The following is a 21,788-nucleotide window of genomic DNA, read 5'->3' on the forward strand; positions in this document are numbered from 1 at the left end:
GTTACACAAGGATCCAGAGGAGACGTCATGTCCTTCAGTCATCTTGATCATGACACCCTGAGGCAGTGGCAGGACAGCGGCACTGCGCATGAGGTGGTCGATATTCGCGATCCCATGAGCTTTAGTCAGGGACATATCCCAGGCAGTTCTCACCTGGACAATAAGAGCGTAGGCGACTTTGTCGAGCGCACGCCTCAGGAGCGTACCGTAGTGGTGGTCTGCTACCACGGTCACTCCAGCCAACAGGCGGCACTCTGGCTGGCCGGGCAGGGCTTTGAAAGGGTGTACAGCCTTGATGGCGGGTTCACCCACTGGCAGCACCACCATCCCGATCAGGTCGTGCGTGACGATGGGGCGGGGCCTCGGTGATCCACTTTGAGCTCGATGAGGCATTAAAGGGGCTTGAGGTCTATTGCGTTGGCGGCGCCGTGCGCGATGACCTGCTGGGCATTGCCCATGAGGATCGGGACTGGGTCATTGTGGGTGCTACCATTGATGAGATGCACCAGCGTGGGTTTCGACCGATCGGGCGTGACTTTCCCGTTTTCCTGCACCCTCATACCCACGAGGAATACGCCCTGGCACGCACCGAGCGCAAGACCGGTCATGGTTATACCGGCTTTGAGGTACACGCCGCTCCTGAAGTGACATTGGAGGAGGATCTTGCTCGGCGCGATCTGACCATCAACGCAATGGCTCAGGACAGCGCTGGTCAGCGCGTCGATCCCTTCAATGGTCTTGAAGACTGTCATGCCGGCATTTTGCGTCACGTCTCTTCCGCCTTTGTCGAGGACCCGCTGCGCATTCTGCGCACTGCTCGCTTTCTGGCTCGCTTTCGCCCGCGCGGGTTTGCGGTTGCCGATGAGACGATGACGCTGATGAAGGCCATGGTGCTGGAGGGCGAAGTCAGTCATCTGGTGGCTGAACGGGTCTGGCAGGAGATTGAGCGTACGTTGAGCGAGCCGGACCCGGCGGCCTTTTTCGAGCTGCTTCAGCAGTGTGGAGCGCTCAACGTCCTGATGCCGGCGCTTGATGAGGTGCTGGCGGCAGGTCTTGCGCGAATGAGCCTCGCGGCGGTGCCGATGGCTCGCTGGGCGCTATTGACCGCGGATCTTTCAAGTGAAGCGTTGACCGCACTTTGCGAGCGCTATCGCGTGCCGGGAGAGTGGCGTGACCGCGCGCTGATGGTTGTACGAAGCCGGGCATTACTGCCGGCTTGTCCTGATGCCGAGCAGGTGCTGGCCTGGGCTCAGGCCATGGATGCCTGGCGGCGACAATCGCGCCTTGATGAGGTGCTCGATATGCTGTCCATTGGCAATTTCGGGTTGCCGGTCGCCTCACTTGAGCAGGCGATCGATCAGGCGCGCATGATCTCGCCACAGTCACTCATGGCGCAGGGGTATCAGGGCGCCGAGCTGGGACGCATGATCGAAATCGAGCGCCTGCGCGCTATTGAACACGTGCTGGCGCAAGAGTAACGGCTTCCAGCGGCTCCGGCGCTGATATCTGTTTTCCCTGCCACTCGAAGGCGACCGGCCAGAGTCCCTGAGAGTCGGCGTCGAACTTCTGCCATAGCGTTCGATAGGTCATACCTGTCAGCGGATGGCGGTGATCGCCAAAGCTTTCCGCCAGCGGGCGCAGCACAAAGGCGTTATAGGTGATCTCTTCACGGGGCAGGGTAATGCCGTCAATGCAGCCGATCAGATCATCCATGCTTAGAATATCGATATCCAGCGCCCGCGAGCTGAATTTTGGAGCGCTATGGTCACGGCCATTGTCACGCTCAATCTGCTTGCACCACTGATTCAGCTGCGCCAACGGCCATGGACAGCTTGCGCCGACCACCAGGTTATAAAAGTTGCACGGGCTGTCGAAACCCACCGGATGGCTTTCAAATACCCGCGAAATCAGCAGCTCCCCGAAGGCCTCATGCAAAGCCGAGAGCGCCCTATCGATGCGGCGATGACGATGGGCATTGCTGCCCAGGCTGAACAGTACAAAGGCCATGTCAGCTGCGGTACTCGCCGCGTTCGATACGCACACCGACAAAGGCAGCATCTGCCACGGCGCCCGGTTTCTTGAGCGTCAATCGCAGCCAGACAATGCCGAACTCCTCTTGAAGCAGCGTGGCCATACGTTCGGCAAAGGTTTCCACCAGCTCGAACTGGTGTTCGCTGCAATACGCCTGAAGGCGCTGGCTGATGGCGGCGTAGTCCAGCGTGGCGCTCAGGTCATCGTTGCGGGCGGCCTGTGCGATATCGCAGCCCAGCTCCAGGCTCAGCAGGAGCCGCTGATGGATGCGCTTTTCCCATTCGTACACGCCGATAACGGCTTCCAGCGCCAGTTCTTCGATCAGCACCATATCCATGGCGTCGCTCCTGTCATGGGCGGTTGTTTATTTCTGGACGTGCGCCGGGGGCGCCAGATCGGAAAGCGGCCAGCGCGGTGTGGCCAGCATGGCCTGGTCATCGCGCTCACCTGCCAGCAGGCGCTGGGTGCCAACATAGGCAATCATGGCACCATTGTCGGTGCAAAAACGCCCTCTGGGATAAAAGGCTCGCGCGCCCATTTTTTCAAGTGCCGCATCCAGGCGCTGGCGCAGACGTTGATTGGCACTAACGCCGCCGGCCACGACCAGTCTCTTGAGGCCGGACTGCTCCAGCGCGCGTCGGCACTTGATGACCAGTGTATCCGCTACGGCCTCTTCAAAGGCGCGCGCCACATCGGCTCGTGTCTGTTCATCGAGTTTGCCTTCGGACTCCAGAGCCTTGATGGTGGTCAGCGTATGCGTTTTCAGGCCCGAAAAGCTGAAGTCCAGTCCGGGTCGGTCCGTCATGGGTCTCGGGAAGCGAAAGCGGGTGGGGGCGCCACGCTCGGCCAGACGTGCAATATGAGGGCCGCCGGGGTAGGGCAGTGACAGCATGCGGGCAGCCTTGTCGAAGGCCTCGCCGGCGGCGTCATCAACCGACTCGCCCAGCAGCGTGTAGTCGCCCAGTGCGTGCACGGCGACCAGTTGGGTATGTCCCCCGGACACCAGTAGCGCCACGAAGGGAAACTCGGGCCGCCCTTCTTCCAGCATGGGCGCCAGTAGATGGCCTTCCATGTGATGAACACCGAGGACCGGTACCTGCCAGGCCCAGGCCAGACCATGTGCAGTAGCCGCCCCCACCATCAAAGCGCCAACCAGCCCGGGGCCGGCCGTATAGGCGATGGCGTCAACCTCGCGGGCTTCCAGCCCTGCCTCGAGCAGCACCTGGTCAATCAGGGGAAGCAGGCGACGAACATGATCGCGTGAGGCGAGTTCGGGCACGACACCGCCGTGCTCAACGTGCATGTCGATCTGGCTGAACAAGGCATCGGCCAACAGCCCGTGTTCACTGTCAAACAGGGCAATCCCCGTTTCATCGCAGGAGGTTTCGATCCCCAGTACGCGCATGATGTGTCCTGACTCTGATAAGGGCGTCTTTCAGTGGTAGGTGCCGCCTGGCAGGTAACAGGTGCTGCTGCCGGCAGGCGAGCAAGTTTACCTGTTTGCGCTTCTCGCGTCAGGCGCTTTGCAAACCGCAGGCGCGACGTTTATAATGCGTGTCCCTGTAATACCGGGCTGTGCTTCTGGCCGCTGATCGCGGCGCCTTCGCTGAATCGTGATCAACATTCATGACCGGTTTAAGTGCCGCATCGACGGCATTGAGCACATTCAAACCTCATTGATCTCCTTAAGGTGGTGATTGCTTAATGCCTTCCGTCAAAGTACGTGATAACGAACCGTTCGACGTTGCTCTGCGTCGCTTCAAGCGCTCCTGTGAAAAGGCTGGCGTGCTTTCCGAAGTCCGTCGTCGTGAGAACTACGAAAAGCCCACGGCCGAGCGCAAGCGCAAGGCAGCAGCAGCTGTCAAGCGTCATGCCAAGAAGCTGCAGCGCGAGCGCAAGCGCTTCGAACGGTTGTATTAATCCGTACCTGAGCGTATGCCCAACGCTTCAGCGGGATGCCGAACGGCCGCCATTGGCGGCCGTTCGTTTTTATAGGTAGTGATGGAACAGGCGTTGCCGATAGGTAAGCGATCAGGAATTTCATCACCACCGATTACGTCACATGCAACACCTGAGATGTCCGATCCTTCAGATAGTGGAGTTGATGGTGACGTCGCAGGTATGACCACTGACCATTGAGGTAGTGCAGGACATTATGGCCGGCAGAATCCCTCAACGATTTATCGACGATCTACTGGCGCGGACGGATATCGTTGATGTCATTGGTGCTCGTGTGCAGCTCAAAAAGACGGGGCGCAACCACTCGGCGCTTTGTCCGTTTCACCAGGAAAAGTCTCCTTCCTTCACCGTCAGCGCCGACAAGCAGTTCTATCACTGCTTCGGGTGCGGCGCGAGCGGCAACGCACTGCGCTTTGTCATGGAGTTTGACCGCCTGAATTTTCCCGAGGCGATCGAAGCGCTGGCTTCTCGTGCCGGTATGGAGGTGCCAAGAGAAGGAGAAAGTGATGAACAGCGTCAGCAGGCCCGCGTTCAGGCCCGACAGCAGGAAGAGGCCGTCAATCTGCTCGAGCTGGGGACCCGGTTCTATCAGCAGCAGCTGGCGTCCGGGGCATCGCAGTCAGCGCACGACTATCTAAAGCGTCGCGGCCTGAGTGATGACATCGTCAGTCGCTATGCGATCGGCTATGCCCCCGCCGGCTGGGATGCGCTAAAGCGTCACCTGAGCGAAAAGGGCGTGGATGAAAATGTTCAGGTCGAATACGGCCTGCTGGTCAGGAAAGAGGAAACCGGGCGCAGCTGGGACCGCTTTCGTGATCGGGTCATCTTTCCCATTCGCGACTGGAAGGGGCGAACGATCGGTTTTGGGGGCCGGGTACTGGGGGATGAAAAACCCAAGTATCTTAACTCACCCGAGTCGCCCGTATTTCACAAGGGGCGAGAGCTGTATGGGCTCTATGAGACCCGGATGCAATCAAGGCGTCCCGAGCGCATGCTCATTGTGGAAGGTTACATGGATGTGGTGGCCCTGGCGCAGCACGGGGTCGATTACGCGGTAGCGACCCTGGGGACCGCAACCACGGAAGAGCATCTGCGACGTCTGTTTCGTCTGGTCGATGAAGTGGTGTTCTGCTTTGACGGTGACACCGCCGGCCGACAGGCAGCATATCGAGCGTTGAATACCGTGCTGCCGCAGATGATCGATGGGCGTCAGGCGCGATTTCTGTTTTTACCGGAAGGGGAAGACCCGGACTCCCTGATTCGTCAGGAAGGCGGTGAGGCGTTTGAGCAGCGCATCGTGCGTGCCGGTTCGCTGACGGAATATCTCTTTGATCATGCCGGTGAAGGTCGGGATCTGCGACGTCTTGAAGACCGGGAGCGCTTTGCCAGTGCCGTGCTGGAAGGCATTGCGAAGCTGCCTCAGGGGCTTTTGAAATCCCTTTTAATGCGTGAGCTCAGTGAGCGCACCGGTCTTGAGCGCAGCACGCTTGAAGAGATTTCCGAAGGCAGGGCGCGCCCCGGCGCATCGGTATCTCGGGACCCGCAATCACAGAAAGGCATGCCTGTTCATGAGTCCGGGCGCCCGCTGAATTCGACAGCAAAGGCATCGCCACGTCGTCAGCAGGGCACGGCCAGCCTGAGCCTGAGTGGTCGAATTCTGCATTTGATCGTGCATTCGCCGGTACTGGTCGAGGCGCTGCCCGAAGGTGAGGCATGGTGCCCTGATGACGACGACGGCCAGCTGTTGCTGGAGGTGGTCAGGCTGGTCCGCGCCGGCGGTTATCGCTCATCACAGGTGCTGCTGGCGCATTTTCATGGCAGCAGTCATGGCAGCCGACTGCTGACACTTTTGCAGCGTGAGCCACTGATTCCGCCCGCTCTGCGTCAGCGGGAAGTGGAAGTGCTCGTGGCGCACTTCGAGCAGCAGCGACAGCGCTCAAGCCCGGAGCGTGAGCTTGAAGCACTGCAGAACAGGGAACGAAATGGTGAAAAACTCACGCGTGAGGAGGCAGGTCGGCTGTGGCAGTTGATCTGTGAGCTCAAGCGCTGAAGGCCCTGCCATGGGGTTGAAACAAGCGTTTATCCCCCTTATTTAGTAGGGATATAGCGATAGACGCCGCATGGCTTTTGGCGTCCGAATCAATACACAGGATTGGTGAGAAGCGACAGTCATCTGCTGTCGGCTCCCTGCTGGTCTATACTGGATTGTCTGGTGTGTCTTTTGGCATGTACCAGGCGCTTCACTCTTCTTCGAGATAGGTTTCTATGGCTGGAAATACACCGCAGTCACGTCTGAAGGAGTTGATCGCGCAAGGCAAGGAACAGGGGTTTCTTACCTACGCGGAGGTCAACGACCATCTGCCTGAGGATATTGCAGATCCTGATCAGGTAGAAGACATCATCGGCATGATCAACGACATGGGTATCAACGTCGTTGAAGAAGCACCCGATGAAGATACGCTGATGATGTCGGATCAGTCTGCTGACGAATCTGCCGCCGAAGAAGCTGTCGCAGCGCTGGCGGCCGTTGAAAGTGACGTTGGCCGCACCACTGATCCGGTTCGCATGTACATGCGTGAAATGGGTACCGTCGAGCTTTTGACGCGCGAAGGCGAAATCGAGATCGCCAAGCGTATCGAAGAGGGTACTCGTGAGGTCATGTCGGCGCTGGCAAGCCTCCCGGGCGCCGTTGATTCAATCCTGGAAGCCTACGACGCGACTCAGGATGAAGAGGCGCCGGGTCGTCTTTCTGATCTGTTTTCGGGCTTCATCGACCCTGATGAAGGCGTACCGGGTGTGGCTGAGGTCGAAGAGCCCATGCCCGAAATCGTGGCTGACGACAGTGATGACAGCGACAGCGACGACGACAGCGACGATGATGACAGCAACGAGGAGGACGATACTGCCTCCGAGGGCGGTCCGGATCCCGAGCTGGCCCGCGTTCGCTTCGAGCAGATCCGCGAGCAGAACGAGCAGACCAAGGCGGCCATTGAGGCCCATGGCCTGTCATCTTCTCAGGCGCGCAGTGAACAGGCCCGTCTGGCAGAGCTCTTCTCACCGATCAAGCTGGTGCCGCGCCATTTCGAGCGTCTCGTGGGTCAGCTTCGTCTGAGCGTGGGTCAGATTCGCGAGCAGGAAAAGACCATCATGCAACTGTGCGTCAAGCGCGGCAAGGTGCCCCGCAAGACGTTCATTGCCTCCTTCCCGGGGCGTGAGTCGGACGCGAGCTGGATCGATGATTTCATCGAGCGCAACAGCAAGCATGCCAGCAGCATTGAGCCGCTGCGTGCCGACATCGAGCGTGCTCAGCGCAAGATTGCCTTTGAAGAAGAGCTGGCGCTTTTGCCGGTCTCCGAGCTCAAGGACATCAACCGTCGCCTGTCGATCGGTGAAGCCAAGGCGCGGCGTGCCAAGAAGGAAATGGTGGAAGCCAACCTTCGACTGGTGATCTCGATTGCCAAGAAGTACACCAATCGTGGCCTGCAGTTCCTGGACCTGATTCAGGAAGGCAACATCGGTCTGATGAAGGCCGTCGACAAGTTCGAATATCGTCGCGGTTACAAGTTCTCGACCTATGCCACCTGGTGGATTCGTCAGGCCATCACACGCTCGATTGCCGACCAGGCGCGTACCATTCGTATTCCGGTTCACATGATCGAAACGATCAACAAGCTCAACCGCGTTTCGCGCCAGATGCTTCAGGAAATGGGACGCGAGCCCACGCCGGAAGAGCTGGGCGAGCGTCTCGAGATGCCGGAAGACAAGGTTCGCAAGGTGCTCAAGATCGCCAAGGAGCCGATCTCGATGGAAACGCCCATCGGTGATGACGATGATTCTCACCTGGGCGATTTTATCGAGGATTCCACCATGGTGTCCCCGATCGATTCAGCCACCGGCGAAGGTCTGATCGAAGCCACGCGCAACGTGCTGGGCGGCCTGACCGCACGCGAGGCGAAGGTGCTGCGCATGCGCTTTGGTATTGATATGAACACTGACCATACGCTGGAAGAAGTGGGCAAGCAGTTTGATGTGACCCGCGAGCGTATTCGTCAGATCGAGGCCAAGGCGCTGCGCAAGCTGCGTCACCCCTCGCGTTCCGAGTCACTGCGCTCCTTTATCGACGAATAAAGCGTCAGGTTGGTCTCCCAACGCCCGCTGCCTTCAAGGCGCGGGCGTTTTTTTATGCGCGTGAGGCAACATCACCATGCTTATTTATGGCGTGCGTCTGGCCTCGGCGCAGATCCAGTCATGCACGGCACGAATGCGAGGGTCGTCCAGCGCGCCGAAAGCGTGAACGATTGCGTAATGGCGACCCGTATTGACCCGCTGCGGCAGCGGTGCGATCAGTTCACCGCTACTGAGCTCATCACGCAATAGTGTCTGGCGGGCGATGGCAATGCCCATGCCGGCACGGGCGGCCTCCATGGTGAGATCATGTCGGTTAAAGCTGTACCCTCGCTGGATGCCGGTAGTGTCGGCACCAATCGCTTCCAGGTAGTGATGCCACTCGCCGTGCGCACTGCTGCCTCGCCATGCGGTGACATCATGCAAAAGTGGATAATGGACGAGCCGGTCAGGGTGATTCAGTGCCGGGCGGTGACTGAAAAGTGAAGGGGCGCAGACCGGAAAAATGATCTCTTCCATCAATAGGGTAGAAGCCATGCCCGGATAGTGGTCATTACCCAGATCGATGGCCAGATCGAAATTTTCTTCTGTCAGGGCGCGGTCGCTGTCTTCGGCGTGCAGGTAGATGTCCAGTGCTGGCAGCTGTGCCTGCAGTCGTGGCAATCGCGGCATCAGCCACCGGGTTAAAAAGGAGGGCACGCAGCGTAGCACCAGCTCCCCGCTCATCAGGCCGCGAGACAGCCGCTTGAGTTCCTGGTCGATACGACCATGCGCGCTCAATACGGCTTCGGCCAGTCGCTCTCCCTCGGCTGTTAGCGTCAGTCTTCGCGGGTGGCGATGAAAGAGTCGAAACCCGAGTCGCTCCTCGAGCAGGCGAATCTGCTGGCTGACGGCACCTGTGGTCACATTGAGTTCACCGGCTGCACGAGTAAAGGAGAGATGACGCGCGGCGCAGGCAAAGACATGAAGGCCAGCATGCATGGAGGTCGTGGCTGAGGGCATAAAAACTCGGCGTCAGCGGGGCCCATTAAAGGGCAATATGTTTGATGGTTTAGAATAACTAAACCCTGGTCATCTATTTATGCTTTGAAAGGCGCTCCAAGGCAATACATGCTGGCCCCATCGCGCAAAAATCCAATGACGGTTTAGCGCTCCTTACACCGATTATGGGGTGATAACATGCCTATCAGCGTCTTCGAATTGTTCAATATCGGCATCGGCCCATCCAGCTCGCACACGGTCGGTCCGATGCGCGCGGCCAAATTCTTTCTGGATGCGCTGGAAGAACAACAGGCGACCTCACGCGTTATCGGTCTGGAGATTCACCTTCACGGCTCGCTGTCAGCTACCGGTGTCGGGCACGGTACTGATCGTGCGGTCATCATGGGACTGATGGGAGAGCTGCCGGCCTCGATTGATCCGGACATCATCGCGCCAGCCATCGACGAGCTGCTGGAGTCGCAGGTGCTGCGTCTGGGTGGACGAGTCAGTGTGCCGTTTCTCTGGGAGCGTGACTTCTACTGGTCCAATGAACCACTGCCGCGTCATCCCAACGCGATGACGCTGGTAGCCACGCTCAGGGATGGCAGCAACATTACTCAGACCTGGTATTCGGTCGGCGGTGGTTTCGTTATTAACGGCGCCGACGAAGAGAACGCTGATGCCGCGCCGGGCGTTACGCTGCCGTATGATTTCGACAGCGCCAATGCGCTGCTGGAGATCTGCAAGCGCGAGAACATGAGCATCGCTCAGGTCATGATGGCCAATGAGCTGGTCTGGCGCAGTGAAGAGGAAGTGCGCCAGGAGCTTTTTGGTATCTGGCAGGCAATGCAGGCCTGTATCGCCAAGGGGCTTGAGCATAATGGTGTGCTCCCGGGTGGTCTGAACGTGAAGCGTCGCGCCGCCTCGCTGCTGACTCGACTGGAGCGGGCCGAGAAAAACCTGATTGCGACCACCTTTTCAGCAATGGATTGGGTCAACCTGTTCGCGCTGGCAGTCAATGAAGAAAATGCTGCCGGTGGACGCATGGTGACCGCGCCCACCAACGGTGCTGCAGGGATTATCCCGGCGGTGCTCGGCTACTGGATGAAGTTTGAAGAAAGCGCCTGTGAGCGTGGGGTTGTCGATTTCCTGCTTACAGCCGGTGCCATCGGTATTCTGTGCAAGAAAAATGCCTCGATCTCCGGTGCCGAAGTGGGATGCCAGGGAGAAGTGGGGTCGGCCTGTGCCATGGCCGCCGCCGGTCTTTGTCAGGTCATGGGCGGGACACCAGAGCAGGTAGAAAATGCTGCCGAGATCGGCCTTGAGCACAATCTCGGCCTGACCTGCGACCCGGTCGGTGGTCTGGTTCAGGTGCCCTGTATCGAGCGCAATGCCATTGCGTCGGTCAAGGCCATCAACGCTGCGCAGTTTGCCCTGAATGGTGATGGCACCCACTTTATTTCGCTGGATCATGCCATCCGCACGATGCGCGACACGGGTCGGGACATGCAGAGCAAGTACAAGGAAACCTCGCTGGGTGGTCTGGCCGTCAATTACGGGCTGGCCGTCAACGCCATCGAGTGCTGATTTCCTGATCGGGTCATGTGGTCAGCCCCATGACCCGATCAGCAACACCAGCGCATAGGCGGCCACACCGGCCGCTACCGGCAGTCCCAGCGTTCGCGTTCTATACCACACGCTCAGCGTGACAAGGCTTCCGACCAGCGTACTGACCCAGCTTACCGCATTGGCCGGCTGAGGAATCAACGATACCCCTAAAAGCGCTGCAATCATCAGCGGTGCCATTACTCCCGGCCATGTTGGTATGGTCATCTCTCCATTGGCTTCGGATGTGCGGCGCAAACGTTGTTGCATCAGATAAAGCGGCAGCATTCGAATCAGCAGGGTTCCCAGGGCTGTGGCTCCTGCTGCCCACCAGATGGCGATGCTCATGAGCATTTCCTCGCGGCATTTTTCGGTAATAGATAAAAGCACAGGGCGCCAAGTGCTGCTGCCATCGGCACGGCGATGCTGGTCATGTGATTGAGCGCCAGTATCAACGCTGTGAAAGCACTCCCCAGCAGAGCACAACACCATCGTGTGGATGTAAAACGTGGCGCCATCAGCACCAGAAACAGCGCCGGCAATGCAAAGGTCATGGCATGGGCCACCAGTGGCCATTGCTCGATCAACTGCTCACCGGCAAGGCTGCCCAGCAGGGTGCCACCGGCCCATCCCACCCATGCCACAATGGCCGTGCCGGAAAACCAGCTCATGCGGTCCTTGTCATCGAGCAGAGGCAGACGGTAATGCGCCAGTGCAAATACCTGATCTGTCAGGCCATGCATCAGCCATGGCCATCGGCGACTTTGCGTTATCCACGGGGCAAGTGAGAGGGAATAGATCGCGTGACGGGCATTAATCAGTAGAGTCATGACCACCGTCAGCCATAGCGGCGCGCCGCTGGCGATCATGCCGACAAACAGAAACTGCGATGCGCCGGCATAGATCAAAAGCGACAGGGTTGTTGCTTCAACGGGGCTGAACCCTGCCTGGACGGCCACCAGGCCAAAGGACAGGGCTACCGGCAGGTAGCCACTCAGAAGTGGCAGGGCTTCGCGCGCGCCCTTTAACCACGCGGTACTCATGCCATATCACTTTTGGCATAGAGGATGGTTACCACTGCCGTGGCGCCAGCCGGGCCTGCCTTGTAGAGGTGGGGCTGATCCGCCGCAAAATGATGGACCTCTCCAATGGCCAGCGTGACTGGAGCCTGATCGGTGCCGGCCCACAGGTTGCCGTCGATGACCTGCAGGGTTTCACGGGTGCCAGTGGCATGTGCATGAGCATGACGCACGGCATCAGGTGCCAGTGTCATGAGATAGACGTCAACGGGCAGGGTGCCGTGATGGTGCTTGAGGAGGCTGACTGAAATATCGTCATCGGTCACGCTGGTTTGAGTGGCGGCGATCAATGCGCTGAAAGGCGTTTCCAGTTGCAGTGCCAGGCGCCACAGGGTATCGAGGGTGGGGTTGCCCTTGCCCTGCTCAAGACGTGACAGACTTGATTTGGCAATCCCGGCCCTGTCGGCCAGAAAGCTCAGCGACCATGTTTTTTGCTGGCGCAATGCCGTGATGTGATGGCCAAGACGCTGCAGTGCATCCTCCTCCATGAATCTCTCCTCTGGTCATCAGCGACGTTGATTGTTCCATATATGAAACGTTTTATATATGGAACGATGCGATGTCAATCCATCCAGTCCGCAGCCCCCATTCCGGGGTGGCGCGCGGATGAATAGAGACTTATGAAGGGATTGTCATGGTAATGACATAGTGGTGTAGGATCGTAGCTATCGTCTCGACTCGTGGGGAGTTTCGTGTTATGCGCCAACCCATGGTGTTACGTCTTCATGCCTCTGGCATACCGATCGACTGGTTGACGCTTGAAGAAGCTGCGGTATTGATGTCGCGCGCCTCTGAAGGTGGTGTGGTGTGGGCTGATGGTGAGGCCGCTTATCGACTGCACGGCGGCACCAGCTCACTAACCGGCAGGCAGTCGTTTATTGATATTCCTGAGGTCATCGGGGTCTCGCCGCCGGTCAATGCCATGCTGGCGTTTGAGCACACCGGCTTTAACCGGGTGCTGTGCAAGTACCGTGAAGGTCTTTGCTGCGCCTACTGTGGCGTCACGGTGACGCGTCAGGCCCTGACCATCGATCATATCCTGCCCCGATCACGGGGCGGTCGGCTTTCAATGCTTAATGCGGTCGCCTGCTGTCAGAGATGCAACAGTCTCAAGGGCAATCGAACGCCGGAAGAAGCCGGTATGGCCCTGCTTTTGAAGCCTTTCGTACCGACCATGGCGGAAGTGCTCTACATGACACGCCCGAAAACCATGACGCCCCGCCAGCTCTGGTATTTGAAGTGTCAGTTCAAGAATGCGCCGCTTCGCGCCTATCTGACAGAGGCACTGGCGGCCTGAAAAATTCCTCGCTCAGTAATGCATCAGGTTGGCCAGGCGCTCGCTCAGCAGCTTGCCCCCCAGTTTGATGCGTGCCGGGTCAACCTTGAGAAAGCGGCCATCCTTCCAAAGCAGACTATGACTCTGGTCAAAGACCACGATGGGGGTGAGATCAGTACGCTGTGTTTGCGGCAGTATCAGCGGGGTCAGGTTATCGAGAATCAGATAGCTGCCGTCCTTTTTTTGATAGCGCAACACCGCGTGATAAGTGGGGGTGAGGGTGTCACGCGCGGCCAGAAAGTCGAGTCTCTCGGGTGACATGCCGGCCTCGCGCAGAATCTGGTATTTGGCAATGGCAAAATCTTCACAGTCGCCGTAGCCCTCACGGGTTAGACGATCAAAGCCTTTCCAGATGTCAGTGCCTTCTTCTTCCTGCTGGCGCGCGGCGTTATTGACCACTCTGTTGACGTACTGCAGCTGCGCCAGTCCCTGATACTGACGCACCTGTTGAACCAGTTCAGCTCTCGATTGGGTAATGGCCATCTCGCGGCTGTCGTCCCACCAGGTGAAGGCTTTGGCAGATGATGTGAAAGGCAGGGCAAGGCAGCCGGTCAACAGCGTGGCGGCAAAAGCGCGATGAAGGGGCATGAGCAGATACCGACAGGATCATGGAAGACGTCCGGGGTGTGATGCTCTATTTTGCACTGTGCCGAACGCATGCCATGGGATGATCAGGCCCCTTGAAAGGGGCCTTTTTTGCCCTATCGGCCCGGGAAGCCGTCGACACCTTCCAGTGTTGAATCATTGTCCCCGGCGCTGCCAATAACACTGAAGCTGCCGTCGGTTTCCAGCACGACAGCATGTACCTTCTCGACATCGGCCATGCCCTTTTCACGAATGGCGGCCAGAATTTCTGTTGTTGCCACCCGCTCGCGCTGCATGGCTGCACGACAATACTGTCCGCTGAAAAGCAGCAGAGTGGGGCGGGACTTGATCAGTCTGAGTACCTTGCGTGAGCGTATCGAGATGAAAGTGATCAAAAACTGCAGCATCACGATGACCACGAAGGCGGTAATACTCTGGGCCAGAGAGACCTTTGTGGACGTCAGCGCAGCACCCAGAATGGACCCCAGCGCGATGGTGGTGACGAAATCGAAAGCGTTCCATTTTGACAGGGTGCGCTTGCCGGAGACGCGCAAAACGATAATCAGGGTCAGGTAGCTTAAGGTACCAACCACGATCGTATGCAGGATGGGGGTCATGAGCGCTGCCTTTTGAAGGAATATAAAGTGAATCTTCAGGGTAGATGCCAGGGTGTCATCAAGTCAGATGCCTGCAGAAAAACACGAATTCGATAAACCGGAGAGGTTTCATGGCGGATACGCCTTCACCAGTACGATGCTCCTGGGTTCAGGGCAACCCTGTACTGGCGCATTACCACGATCATGAGTGGGGAGTGCCGGAGTTCGACAGTCAGGCCCTATGGGAGAAACTGATCCTTGATGGCTTTCAGGCCGGGCTTTCATGGCTGACGGTGTTGAAAAAGCGTGACGCCTTTCGCGAGGCCTTTGAGGGGTTTGATCCCGAGCGGGTTGCCCGCTTTACCGAGCAGGATGTTGAGCGGTTGCTCCTCAATGCCGGGATTATTCGCTCACGCGCCAAGATCGAATCGGCCATTGGCAATGCTCGGGCGTTTTTACGCATGCAGGATCAGGGCGAGGATTTCGCCACATTCTGCTGGTCGATGGTCGATTACCGGCCAATGCAAAACCTGCCGCCCGTACCCTCGCAAACCCCGCTGTCTGCGTCGTTTTCAAAAGCGCTCAAGACACGAGGCTTCAAGTTTGTCGGCCCTACAATCGTGTATGCCTGGATGCAGGCCACGGGAATGGTCAACGACCATGCGCCAAACTGCCACCGTCGTCAGGTTGTGGCGGAGATGGGAGAGTTCGTTACGCCACGGTCATGAGACTGATGGGGCGGGGTGCCGGCCGACATGCGTCGGCCGGCGGCTCCTTTTAGGGTTAAGGGAATGTCATCAAACCATCTGTCTGTCTGAGAAATCAGGCAATGTGTTCATGGATGACGGCTTCCGGGAAGTAGCGACGCAGCATGCGATTTTGAAAACCATCCACAAAGCTTGAGTTGATGATGATGATAAATCGCTCATAGGGCTGGCCCGGGTCGTCCTGGCGCAGCGCCTTGGCGCCGTGAAAGAGGCGGTCGTCACGCAGATGAAGCACATCGCCGGGTTCCATGACCTGATCGGCCAACAACTCCTGACCTGCACGGTCGGCGTAAAGCACACTTTCAGCACCGCTGACGTTGTCGCGGTCCAGCACCATGATGCTCAGATAGCGGCAGCCGTCAGCATGAATGCCCTGACCCTGAAGAGGGTCAAGTTCGCCCGAGCCTCGAACGCCGGTGATCTGCATCAGAATGGGCTCATTGGCGCCCAGTCCCCAGAGTTCTGCCCAGGCTTCAACAAAGGCGCGAACGTCAGGGCGATCCAGAAAGTCCTGCTCAAGAGCCGGGTACCAGCGCAGCTTGTCCGCCATGCTTGCAGCGTCGTTATACTGTCCACCCTGTGCCATGGGGCACTCACCCAGATTTTTCATATGCCCCTGCTCATCAAGCGCCAGCCAGGACATGCGCTTCCAGCGACGATCAACGTAAGGGTCACGCGGAAGATTCCGGGTAAAGGCCTGCCAGGCATCCAGGTCGATACGGTCACGGACATGAGTAAAGCACCAGTCATGTTCCGCCAGCGCTTTTGAGACGTGGTGCTGCCAGAAGGACTGTGCATTGGTAGTGGTCATCTTTTTTCTCCTGAAAGGATAATGAAATGCGTCAACTGTCGGCATTTGCCGACAGTCCGCAGCCAAATGTTATGGACTTTCAGAAGGTGATTGATGAGCAAGGACAGGCATTGTTTGGAAATAAAGGAGAATGCCAGAACACTGGTAACGTCTCGCTTATTCCTTGTGACATGGCGTAAGCTGTTATGCTTATGAAAGACGCCAGTATTTTTGACCAGCGGACCCTTCACCGGGTCAGATCAGGATTAATCGGAGATGCGCATTTCGCACAAGTACCTGCGCTACGGCCTTGGGTTGGCAGGTCTTACATTGGTGCTGGTGGTCACATCTTTCATTGGCACGCGCAATCTGGCGATCATGATTCTGGGGCTGGCGCTTGCAGGGGTGCTCCTTGCCTGGCACCGTACCCGCCTGCGCAATCGTCAGCTCTATCAGCAGCTTCATCACCCAACCAACCGTCTCAGCAACCATGAACGTCTGCGCTATGATCGAAGCGAACAGCGCTTTCGGGCGCTGCTCGAGAGTCTGCCGCGCGTTGCTGTTCAGGGCTATGATCGCAAAAGGCGTGTCATCTACTGGAATGCTGCCAGTACTCAGCTCTACGGCTACATGCCCGATGAGGTCATGGGCTGTCGGTTTGAAGAGCTCATCATTCCGGAAGGCATGCGTGAGTCGGTCATACGAGCGCATCAGAGCTGGATCAACGAGGGTGTGGAAATCCCGGCCAGCGAAATGGAACTGGTGCACAAGTCAGGGCGCAGTGTGGCGGTCTTTTCTCATCATGTGATGCTGGGGCAGCACACCAATAATCCGCTGATGTTCTGTGTCGACGTTGATCTCTCGGTACAAAAGCAGGCGCACCGGGATCTCGAGTTCATTCGTCGCTATGATCCGCTGACGCTATTGCCCAATCGTGCAGCCTTCATTGCCGAACTCAATCGTCTGATCGAGGATGAAAATCGCCATCGTGCGCCGCTGGCGGTCCTTTTTATTGATATCGAGAATTTTTCCGAGATCAATGACTCGCTGGGCTACGATCAGGGGAACCATCTGCTGACCCAGGTTGCCGAGCGGCTTTCCCAGAACAGTTACACTTCCGATCTATTGGCGCGCTTTGGCAACGATGAATTCATCATGGCCTGTACGCACCTTGATTCAAGACGTCATGCACTACAGCTGATTGATCGGGTCAACAGCATGTTTGAGCTGCCTTTTCTGCTGGATGGCAAGCCCCATCACGTCACGGTCAGTCAGGGCATCAGTCTTTTCCCGGATAATGGCGAAGATGCCGAGTCATTGATCTATGCGGCCAATGTTGCGCGCAACCGGGCCCGGCTGCCTGGTGAAAGCCGGTTTCAGATATTCAGTCACGAGTTTCACCGTGACCTGATTTACCAGCATGAACTGCTCAAGCGCCTGGAAAATGCCATCGATCATCAAGAGCTGGCGCTCCATTATCAGCCTCAGATATCACGTAGTGGTCGTATCGAGAGCATGGAGGCATTGCTGCGCTGGTTTCCCACGGGTGGCGGAATGGTTTCTCCTTCGGAATTCATTCCTCTGGCCGAGCGATTCGGGCTGATGGGACGCCTGGGAAGCTGGTCCATTGAAGCATTATGTTGTCAGCAGGCTCGCTGGAAGGCGCAGGGGCTTCACGGTTATCGCGTGGATATCAATCTTTCAGGAGAGCATCTGCGCTCTACTGCAATGCTTGAACAGCTGGAAAAAACGATGCAGCGCCATCAGCTTTCCATGCGAGATATCGGTATTGAAATCACTGAAAATGTTCTGGTGCAGGCTGATGAGGCGGTAAAGCATCATTTGCAAACGCTTTATCATCGAGGCATGAAAATTGCGATCGATGATTTTGGCACCGGTTACTCTTCTCTTGCCTATCTGAAGCAGTTTCCCGTGACCTCGCTCAAGATTGATCGCACCTTTGTCAAGGATTCGCCCCAGAGCCTGCAGGACAGGGCCATTCTGGCCGGTATTGTCTTTATCGGCCACCGGCTGGGTCTTGAGGTCATTGCTGAAGGTGTAGAAACCAGCGAGCAGCTCGAAATGGTGCAGGAGCTCAATGTCGATCTGGTTCAGGGGTTTTATTTCTTTCGTTCCATGAGAGCTGAGCGGATTACGCCGCTGCTGGAAACCCAGCCGCTGTTTCGAGGGCAACATGGCGCATCACCCAGGGAGTAAGCGCGCCGTCTTCAGAAGATTGATATCCGATGACAACAGGCAGGGCCGTCCATGTGGCCGCTGACCGTTTCCGGCGAGTCGGGTCAGTCCTGCAATGTCAGAAAACGTCACATGCTGTTTCAATGCCCTGCATGTCTGTCGAGCGGCGCCTGACATGAAGCCCTATCGTGAATTTTCTCTAAATGATTGATTTTTTACTATTTGCATAATCCAGGTTAGCGGCATCGCAAGGCGATTCGTCCAACAATGGAGTCTATCTTTGGACGGTAATGCATCAATTATTACTATAATGCCGAATAGCTTTTTGAATGCGATTCGGGAGTGCATGCCATGTTGGACAGGGATCGCTGCCTGGTGCGTAACTTCAAACATTATTGTGCGCTTGATGAGACGGAAGCCGAACTTCTGGCAGCGCTGGAAAAGACGCCTCAGATCGTATCGAATGCTCAGATGATATGGGAAGAGAACCATTGTGCCGAGAGCCTTTGCGTTCTCAGCGAAGGCTGGGCATGTTCATATCGATCGATGGATGATGGTACCCGTCAGATCCTCAATATCTTTTTGCCGGGTGATATGGTCGGTCTGAGCGATTTTTCACCCCGACGTCATCTGGCGTCGGTGGCCATGCTGACAGAAGGCGTCGTTTGCCGTTTTCCACTCAAGAACCTGACCGATATCTTCACGACATCGCCCAGGTTGACCACCGTGCTGTTCTCGTTGGCGGGACAACAGCAGGCCATCATGGCAGAGCGCCTGGTCAATATGGGCAGACGGACGGCGCGTGAAAAGGTGGCGCATTTTATCTGTGAAATGCACTTGCGTTTGCGCAAGACCTATCCGGACATTACACATCGGTTTAACCTGCCGCTGTCACAGCAGGTGCTGGCAGATGTTCTCGGGCTTTCAGCCGTTCACGTCAGCCGTACCTTTTCCGAACTCAGGGAGGAGGGTCTTTTATATCGTGAACGCAATCGAATCGAGATTCCGGATCTGGAAGCCTTTTATGACGTCGCCAGTTTTTCGGATACCTATCTAAGCGAGAGTGTCAGCGAGCTATTAAAGCTTGTCGAAAACGATAGCTCTACGCTGCGTTGACGTCATCACCGCCGCTCATTCATCTTCAATCCAGGGTCTGAAAGGCATCAGGGCGGATCGCGGCCTGATGCCTTTTTCAGACAGTGACCTGCCTTGTACTCTGCGCCAGCCCCGGCCCGAGGCGGTATCGTCCATTGGCCGTGTTCATCTGGATTTATCTCCTTCAGCGGTTGCCGTTTGCGCTTTTCGTGGCCCACTATACCGGCGCGATATCGGGCTGTTTGACTCTGTTGATCGGACACTTGTGATCGGCAGGCATATCGAGCCTGTTTCGACCAGGATGGAACGTACCTGTTACGCCAGTGATAAACCCATAGTGGAGATGACCATGACGCAGTCCATCGAACAGTTGAGCGCCACCCGAAGCCATGGGGGATGGGTCAAGCGCTTCAGCCATCGCTCGCAGGTGCTTGATTGCGACATGACCTTTGGCATTTTTTTGCCGCCACAGGCGGAAAACGGCACCGTGCCGGTACTGTGGTGGCTCTCCGGATTGACCTGCACCGATGAAAATTTCATGCAAAAGGCAGGTGCTCAAAAAATGGCGGCAAGGCTGGGCATGGCGATCGTCTGCCCGGATACCAGCCCCAGGGGTACGGACCTTCCAGGTGAGCACGACAGCTATGATTTCGGTTCTGGCGCCGGTTTTTACCTGAATGCCAGACAGACGCCCTGGGACAAGCACTATCACATGTATGACTACGTGACGCGTGAGCTGCCAGCGCTGGTTCGTGAACATTTTCCTGTCAGCGAGCGTGAGGCCATCAGCGGACACTCCATGGGCGGCCATGGTGCATTGATCTGTGCCCTGAAACAGCCCGGCCGTTATGCCAGTGTCTCGGCCTTTTCGCCCGTGGTGAATCCGGTGGACTGCCCCTGGGGTGAAAAGGCCTTCAGCCATTATCTCGGGGAGGACCGTGCCGAGTGGTCCGATTGGGATGCCTGTGAGCTGGTACTGTCCGGCGCTTCCAGACAGGGCATGCTCGTTGATCAGGGCGAGGATGATCAGTTCCTTGAAAACCAGCTCAAGCCGGATCATCTGGAAAAGGCGTGCCACCTGCAGGGTGTTCCCCTGAAGCTTCGCCGTCATGAGGGTTATGACCACAGCTATTTCTTTGTGGCAAGCTTCATTGATGACCATCTCGAATATCACGCCCATCACCTCTTTGCCGATCAGGCGTGACCCACGGCGGTCAGCGTCCTCCAATTCCGGGGCTCCTGTCTGAGCCCCGGTTGTCTATCGGTTTCAAGGATATCCTGAAGGCATTCCGGGCCGGGTGCGTGTAACCTGTGGCCATTAACCATGATCAGGCGGCACAGTGCATAAAAGGCATCGCTGCAATAAAAAAAGGGGGCCAGGGCTTTGATCGGACTGCTGCTGCGATGGTGCGTCAGGATCATATTGGGTGCGATCGTGCTGTCGATACTTCTGGTGACGCTGTTTCGTTTTGTGCCACTGCCGGGGTCGATGGTCATGCTCGAGCGGAAGGTGACGTCCATCGCCGATGGTGAGCCCATCACGATTCGTTATCACTGGACGCCCTGGCGTTCCCTGTCCGATCAGGCGAAGCTGGCCGTCATCGCCGCCGAGGATCAGAAGTTTCCCTATCATTACGGATTCGACCTTGATCAGGTGCACGCCGCCATTCAGGCCTGGAAGGAAGGCAAGGCGCTGCGTGGGGCCAGCACCATCAGTCAGCAGACTGCCAAGAATGTTTTTTTGTGGTCCGGTCGCAGCTGGCTGCGCAAGGGCATGGAGGTCTGGTTCACCCTGTTGATCGAGCTGATCTGGCCCAAGGAGCGCATCCTTGAGGTCTACCTCAATGTGGTGGAATGGGATCGGGGCGTGTTCGGACTGGAAGCCGCGGCCCAGCACTATTACGGCATCGGCGCCAGCCAGGTCACGGTTGATCAGGCCGCAAGACTGGCAGCCGTTCTGCCCAACCCGCGCAACTGGAGTCCGACGGCGCCGAGCGCTCGTGTGGCGCAGCGCATTGCCTGGGTCAGACAGCAAATGAGGCAGTTGGGCGGCACACGCTTTTTACAGCGTCTATAGTGGGGTACGACTGCCTGTGAGAATGAAGGCAATAAAGCCTTTAAAATTAATTACATGCAGTAACAAAATCAGTTGAACTTAGTGTGTCGTGCGGCGTCATAATGACAGTACGCATTGAAAAGCAAAGGTAGTCAGGAGGATGTTCATGAAACGTTTTGCCGCAGTTGTTTCCGCATCGCTGGTCGCGACCGGCCTCGCTGCCACACCGGCGCTCGCCGCTCAGGAGCAGCCGACTCAGGGTGCGCAAAGCCAGCAGCAGTCACAAAATTTCAGCGATGACCAGCTGCAGAACTTTGCCTCTGCTTCTCAGGAAATCGCAGGTATCTCTCAGGATTACACCAAGCAGCTTCAGGGTGCTGACGGCGCCGATGCACAGCAAAGCATCCGCGAAGAAGCCAACCAGAAGATGGTACAGGCCGTTCAGGATAACAACCTGGAGGTCGAGCAGTTCAACCAGATCGGTCAGGCTGTCCAGAACGATCCGCAGATGATGCAAAAGGTTCAGCAAATGGCTCAGAAAAAGCAGTAAGCCATTTAAGTGATCTCAAGGGGCCGCTTCTTCGAAA

General features: G+C 57.2%; 24 protein-coding genes. 14 read left to right on the top strand and 10 right to left on the bottom strand.

The window, feature by feature from the left end:
• Positions 1–27: 27 nt before the first annotated feature.
• Together glpE and B9G99_RS11975 are read left to right on the top strand one after the other, a co-directional pair.
• A complete protein-coding gene (gene glpE / locus B9G99_RS11970) occupies positions 28–369 on the top strand; it encodes a thiosulfate sulfurtransferase GlpE (protein WP_086622358.1) in 342 nt (113 codons plus the stop codon).
• Positions 366–1,478 (top strand): tRNA nucleotidyltransferase/poly(A) polymerase-related protein, encoded by a 1,113-nt coding sequence (locus tag B9G99_RS11975; protein ID WP_335617606.1) that lies wholly within the window; start codon positions 366–368, stop codon positions 1,476–1,478. Before glpE ends, B9G99_RS11975 begins: the two co-directional genes overlap by 4 nt.
• On the opposite strand, the gene folK is transcribed toward B9G99_RS11975, so the two are convergent.
• Genes folK through tsaD form a run of 3 tightly spaced genes read right to left on the bottom strand, consistent with a single transcriptional unit; the run spans position 1,450 to position 3,436 of the window.
• Entirely contained in the window at positions 1,450–2,007 is a 558-nt protein-coding gene (folK, locus tag B9G99_RS11980) for a 2-amino-4-hydroxy-6-hydroxymethyldihydropteridine diphosphokinase (RefSeq protein WP_086622359.1), read from the bottom strand. The two genes, B9G99_RS11975 and folK, sit on opposite strands and share 29 nt — an antisense overlap.
• A gap of 1 nt (position 2,008) precedes the next feature.
• Positions 2,009–2,368, bottom strand: a complete 360-nt coding sequence (folB, locus tag B9G99_RS11985) for a dihydroneopterin aldolase (RefSeq protein ID WP_086622360.1) — start codon at positions 2,366–2,368, stop codon at positions 2,009–2,011.
• A gap of 27 nt (positions 2,369–2,395) precedes the next feature.
• Positions 2,396–3,436, bottom strand: coding sequence for a tRNA (adenosine(37)-N6)-threonylcarbamoyltransferase complex transferase subunit TsaD (tsaD, locus tag B9G99_RS11990; protein WP_086622361.1), 1,041 nt, complete (start codon positions 3,434–3,436; stop codon positions 2,396–2,398).
• A 299-nt stretch (positions 3,437–3,735) separates the two neighbouring features.
• On the opposite strand from tsaD, the gene rpsU reads away from it, so the two are divergent.
• The 3 genes from rpsU to rpoD all read left to right on the top strand — a co-directional run bounded on the left by rpsU (position 3,736) and on the right by rpoD (position 8,118).
• Positions 3,736–3,951, top strand: a complete 216-nt coding sequence (rpsU, locus tag B9G99_RS11995; RefSeq protein WP_086622362.1) for a 30S ribosomal protein S21 — start codon at positions 3,736–3,738, stop codon at positions 3,949–3,951.
• A 235-nt stretch (positions 3,952–4,186) separates the two neighbouring features.
• On the top strand, positions 4,187–6,040 hold the full coding sequence (dnaG, locus tag B9G99_RS12000) for a DNA primase (RefSeq protein ID WP_086622363.1): 1,854 nt from the start codon (positions 4,187–4,189) through the stop codon (positions 6,038–6,040).
• Between the two features lie 215 nt (positions 6,041–6,255).
• Complete coding sequence (rpoD, locus tag B9G99_RS12005) at positions 6,256–8,118, top strand: RNA polymerase sigma factor RpoD (RefSeq protein ID WP_086622364.1); 1,863 nt, start codon at positions 6,256–6,258, stop codon at positions 8,116–8,118.
• An 84-nt stretch (positions 8,119–8,202) separates the two neighbouring features.
• On the opposite strand, the gene B9G99_RS12010 is transcribed toward rpoD, so the two are convergent.
• Positions 8,203–9,096: a LysR substrate-binding domain-containing protein gene (locus B9G99_RS12010; protein ID WP_227875802.1), complete on the bottom strand. Its 894-nt coding sequence runs from the start codon at positions 9,094–9,096 to the stop codon at positions 8,203–8,205.
• Positions 9,097–9,294: 198 nt separating this feature from the next.
• On the opposite strand from B9G99_RS12010, the gene B9G99_RS12015 reads away from it, so the two are divergent.
• Positions 9,295–10,683, top strand: a complete 1,389-nt coding sequence (locus B9G99_RS12015) for an L-serine ammonia-lyase (RefSeq protein ID WP_086622366.1) — start codon at positions 9,295–9,297, stop codon at positions 10,681–10,683.
• Between the two features lie 21 nt (positions 10,684–10,704).
• On the opposite strand, the gene B9G99_RS12020 is transcribed toward B9G99_RS12015, so the two are convergent.
• Genes B9G99_RS12020 through B9G99_RS12030 form a run of 3 tightly spaced genes read right to left on the bottom strand, consistent with a single transcriptional unit; the run spans position 10,705 to position 12,268 of the window.
• A complete protein-coding gene (locus B9G99_RS12020; protein WP_086622367.1) occupies positions 10,705–11,049 on the bottom strand; it encodes an AzlD domain-containing protein in 345 nt (114 codons plus the stop codon).
• Positions 11,046–11,744 (bottom strand): AzlC family ABC transporter permease, encoded by a 699-nt coding sequence (locus B9G99_RS12025; protein WP_086622368.1) that lies wholly within the window; start codon positions 11,742–11,744, stop codon positions 11,046–11,048. The genes B9G99_RS12020 and B9G99_RS12025 overlap by 4 nt, the downstream gene beginning before the upstream one ends.
• Positions 11,741–12,268 carry a helix-turn-helix domain-containing protein gene (locus tag B9G99_RS12030; RefSeq protein WP_086622369.1) on the bottom strand — a complete coding sequence of 176 codons (528 nt, stop codon included), beginning with the start codon at positions 12,266–12,268 and terminating at the stop codon, positions 11,741–11,743. The genes B9G99_RS12025 and B9G99_RS12030 overlap by 4 nt, the downstream gene beginning before the upstream one ends.
• Before the next feature lie 209 nt (positions 12,269–12,477).
• On the opposite strand from B9G99_RS12030, the gene B9G99_RS12035 reads away from it, so the two are divergent.
• On the top strand, positions 12,478–13,077 hold the full coding sequence (locus B9G99_RS12035; RefSeq protein ID WP_086622370.1) for an HNH endonuclease: 600 nt from the start codon (positions 12,478–12,480) through the stop codon (positions 13,075–13,077).
• A 12-nt stretch (positions 13,078–13,089) separates the two neighbouring features.
• On the opposite strand, the gene B9G99_RS12040 is transcribed toward B9G99_RS12035, so the two are convergent.
• Together B9G99_RS12040 and B9G99_RS12045 are read right to left on the bottom strand one after the other, a co-directional pair.
• A complete protein-coding gene (locus B9G99_RS12040) occupies positions 13,090–13,704 on the bottom strand; it encodes a transglutaminase-like cysteine peptidase (protein ID WP_086622371.1) in 615 nt (204 codons plus the stop codon).
• Between the two features lie 113 nt (positions 13,705–13,817).
• The gene (locus B9G99_RS12045) at positions 13,818–14,318 is read right to left on the bottom strand and encodes a DUF421 domain-containing protein (RefSeq protein ID WP_086622372.1); all 501 of its coding nucleotides are present in this window, start codon (positions 14,316–14,318) and stop codon (positions 13,818–13,820) included.
• Positions 14,319–14,428: 110 nt separating this feature from the next.
• On the opposite strand from B9G99_RS12045, the gene B9G99_RS12050 reads away from it, so the two are divergent.
• Entirely contained in the window at positions 14,429–15,025 is a 597-nt protein-coding gene (locus B9G99_RS12050) for a DNA-3-methyladenine glycosylase I (RefSeq protein WP_086622373.1), read from the top strand.
• Between the two features lie 94 nt (positions 15,026–15,119).
• On the opposite strand, the gene B9G99_RS12055 is transcribed toward B9G99_RS12050, so the two are convergent.
• The gene (locus tag B9G99_RS12055; RefSeq protein WP_086622374.1) at positions 15,120–15,875 is read right to left on the bottom strand and encodes a 2OG-Fe dioxygenase family protein; all 756 of its coding nucleotides are present in this window, start codon (positions 15,873–15,875) and stop codon (positions 15,120–15,122) included.
• 26 nt (positions 15,876–15,901) lie between these two features.
• On the opposite strand from B9G99_RS12055, the gene B9G99_RS16840 reads away from it, so the two are divergent.
• The 6 genes from B9G99_RS16840 to B9G99_RS12080 all read left to right on the top strand — a co-directional run bounded on the left by B9G99_RS16840 (position 15,902) and on the right by B9G99_RS12080 (position 21,751).
• Positions 15,902–16,054: a hypothetical protein gene (locus B9G99_RS16840; RefSeq protein ID WP_158521493.1), complete on the top strand. Its 153-nt coding sequence runs from the start codon at positions 15,902–15,904 to the stop codon at positions 16,052–16,054.
• Between the two features lie 76 nt (positions 16,055–16,130).
• Positions 16,131–18,071 carry a putative bifunctional diguanylate cyclase/phosphodiesterase gene (locus B9G99_RS12060; RefSeq protein WP_227875803.1) on the top strand — a complete coding sequence of 647 codons (1,941 nt, stop codon included), beginning with the start codon at positions 16,131–16,133 and terminating at the stop codon, positions 18,069–18,071.
• Positions 18,072–18,401: 330 nt separating this feature from the next.
• Positions 18,402–19,166 (top strand): Crp/Fnr family transcriptional regulator, encoded by a 765-nt coding sequence (locus B9G99_RS12065; RefSeq protein ID WP_086622375.1) that lies wholly within the window; start codon positions 18,402–18,404, stop codon positions 19,164–19,166.
• 322 nt (positions 19,167–19,488) lie between these two features.
• A complete protein-coding gene (gene fghA / locus B9G99_RS12070) occupies positions 19,489–20,349 on the top strand; it encodes an S-formylglutathione hydrolase (RefSeq protein WP_086623458.1) in 861 nt (286 codons plus the stop codon).
• A 180-nt stretch (positions 20,350–20,529) separates the two neighbouring features.
• A complete protein-coding gene (gene mtgA / locus B9G99_RS12075; protein ID WP_086622376.1) occupies positions 20,530–21,222 on the top strand; it encodes a monofunctional biosynthetic peptidoglycan transglycosylase in 693 nt (230 codons plus the stop codon).
• A gap of 145 nt (positions 21,223–21,367) precedes the next feature.
• Positions 21,368–21,751, top strand: a complete 384-nt coding sequence (locus tag B9G99_RS12080) for a DUF4168 domain-containing protein (RefSeq protein ID WP_086622377.1) — start codon at positions 21,368–21,370, stop codon at positions 21,749–21,751.
• The last annotated feature ends 37 nt before the right edge of the window (positions 21,752–21,788 follow it).

This window comes from Kushneria konosiri (assembly GCF_002155145.1).
GTDB classification, from domain to species: Bacteria; Pseudomonadota; Gammaproteobacteria; order Pseudomonadales; family Halomonadaceae; genus Kushneria; species Kushneria konosiri.

Excerpts from the sequence above, each read along its gene's own strand:
- glpE (WP_086622358.1), top strand. The coding sequence starts at position 28 with ATGTCCTTCAGTCATCTTGATCATGACACCCTGAGGCAGTGGCAGGAC.
- folK (WP_086622359.1), bottom strand. The coding sequence starts at position 2,007 with ATGGCCTTTGTACTGTTCAGCCTGGGCAGCAATGCCCATCGTCATCGC.
- folB (WP_086622360.1), bottom strand. The coding sequence starts at position 2,368 with ATGGATATGGTGCTGATCGAAGAACTGGCGCTGGAAGCCGTTATCGGC.
- tsaD (WP_086622361.1), bottom strand. The coding sequence starts at position 3,436 with ATGCGCGTACTGGGGATCGAAACCTCCTGCGATGAAACGGGGATTGCC.
- rpsU (WP_086622362.1), top strand. The coding sequence starts at position 3,736 with ATGCCTTCCGTCAAAGTACGTGATAACGAACCGTTCGACGTTGCTCTG.
- dnaG (WP_086622363.1), top strand. The coding sequence starts at position 4,187 with ATGGCCGGCAGAATCCCTCAACGATTTATCGACGATCTACTGGCGCGG.
- rpoD (WP_086622364.1), top strand. The coding sequence starts at position 6,256 with ATGGCTGGAAATACACCGCAGTCACGTCTGAAGGAGTTGATCGCGCAA.
- B9G99_RS12010 (WP_227875802.1), bottom strand. The coding sequence starts at position 9,096 with ATGCATGCTGGCCTTCATGTCTTTGCCTGCGCCGCGCGTCATCTCTCC.
- B9G99_RS12015 (WP_086622366.1), top strand. The coding sequence starts at position 9,295 with ATGCCTATCAGCGTCTTCGAATTGTTCAATATCGGCATCGGCCCATCC.
- B9G99_RS12020 (WP_086622367.1), bottom strand. The coding sequence starts at position 11,049 with ATGAGCATCGCCATCTGGTGGGCAGCAGGAGCCACAGCCCTGGGAACC.
- B9G99_RS12025 (WP_086622368.1), bottom strand. The coding sequence starts at position 11,744 with ATGAGTACCGCGTGGTTAAAGGGCGCGCGCGAAGCCCTGCCACTTCTG.
- B9G99_RS12030 (WP_086622369.1), bottom strand. The coding sequence starts at position 12,268 with ATGGAGGAGGATGCACTGCAGCGTCTTGGCCATCACATCACGGCATTG.
- B9G99_RS12035 (WP_086622370.1), top strand. The coding sequence starts at position 12,478 with ATGCGCCAACCCATGGTGTTACGTCTTCATGCCTCTGGCATACCGATC.
- B9G99_RS12040 (WP_086622371.1), bottom strand. The coding sequence starts at position 13,704 with ATGCCCCTTCATCGCGCTTTTGCCGCCACGCTGTTGACCGGCTGCCTT.
- B9G99_RS12045 (WP_086622372.1), bottom strand. The coding sequence starts at position 14,318 with ATGACCCCCATCCTGCATACGATCGTGGTTGGTACCTTAAGCTACCTG.
- B9G99_RS12050 (WP_086622373.1), top strand. The coding sequence starts at position 14,429 with ATGGCGGATACGCCTTCACCAGTACGATGCTCCTGGGTTCAGGGCAAC.
- B9G99_RS12055 (WP_086622374.1), bottom strand. The coding sequence starts at position 15,875 with ATGACCACTACCAATGCACAGTCCTTCTGGCAGCACCACGTCTCAAAA.
- B9G99_RS16840 (WP_158521493.1), top strand. The coding sequence starts at position 15,902 with ATGCGTCAACTGTCGGCATTTGCCGACAGTCCGCAGCCAAATGTTATG.
- B9G99_RS12060 (WP_227875803.1), top strand. The coding sequence starts at position 16,131 with ATGCGCATTTCGCACAAGTACCTGCGCTACGGCCTTGGGTTGGCAGGT.
- B9G99_RS12065 (WP_086622375.1), top strand. The coding sequence starts at position 18,402 with ATGTTGGACAGGGATCGCTGCCTGGTGCGTAACTTCAAACATTATTGT.
- fghA (WP_086623458.1), top strand. The coding sequence starts at position 19,489 with ATGACCATGACGCAGTCCATCGAACAGTTGAGCGCCACCCGAAGCCAT.
- B9G99_RS12080 (WP_086622377.1), top strand. The coding sequence starts at position 21,368 with ATGAAACGTTTTGCCGCAGTTGTTTCCGCATCGCTGGTCGCGACCGGC.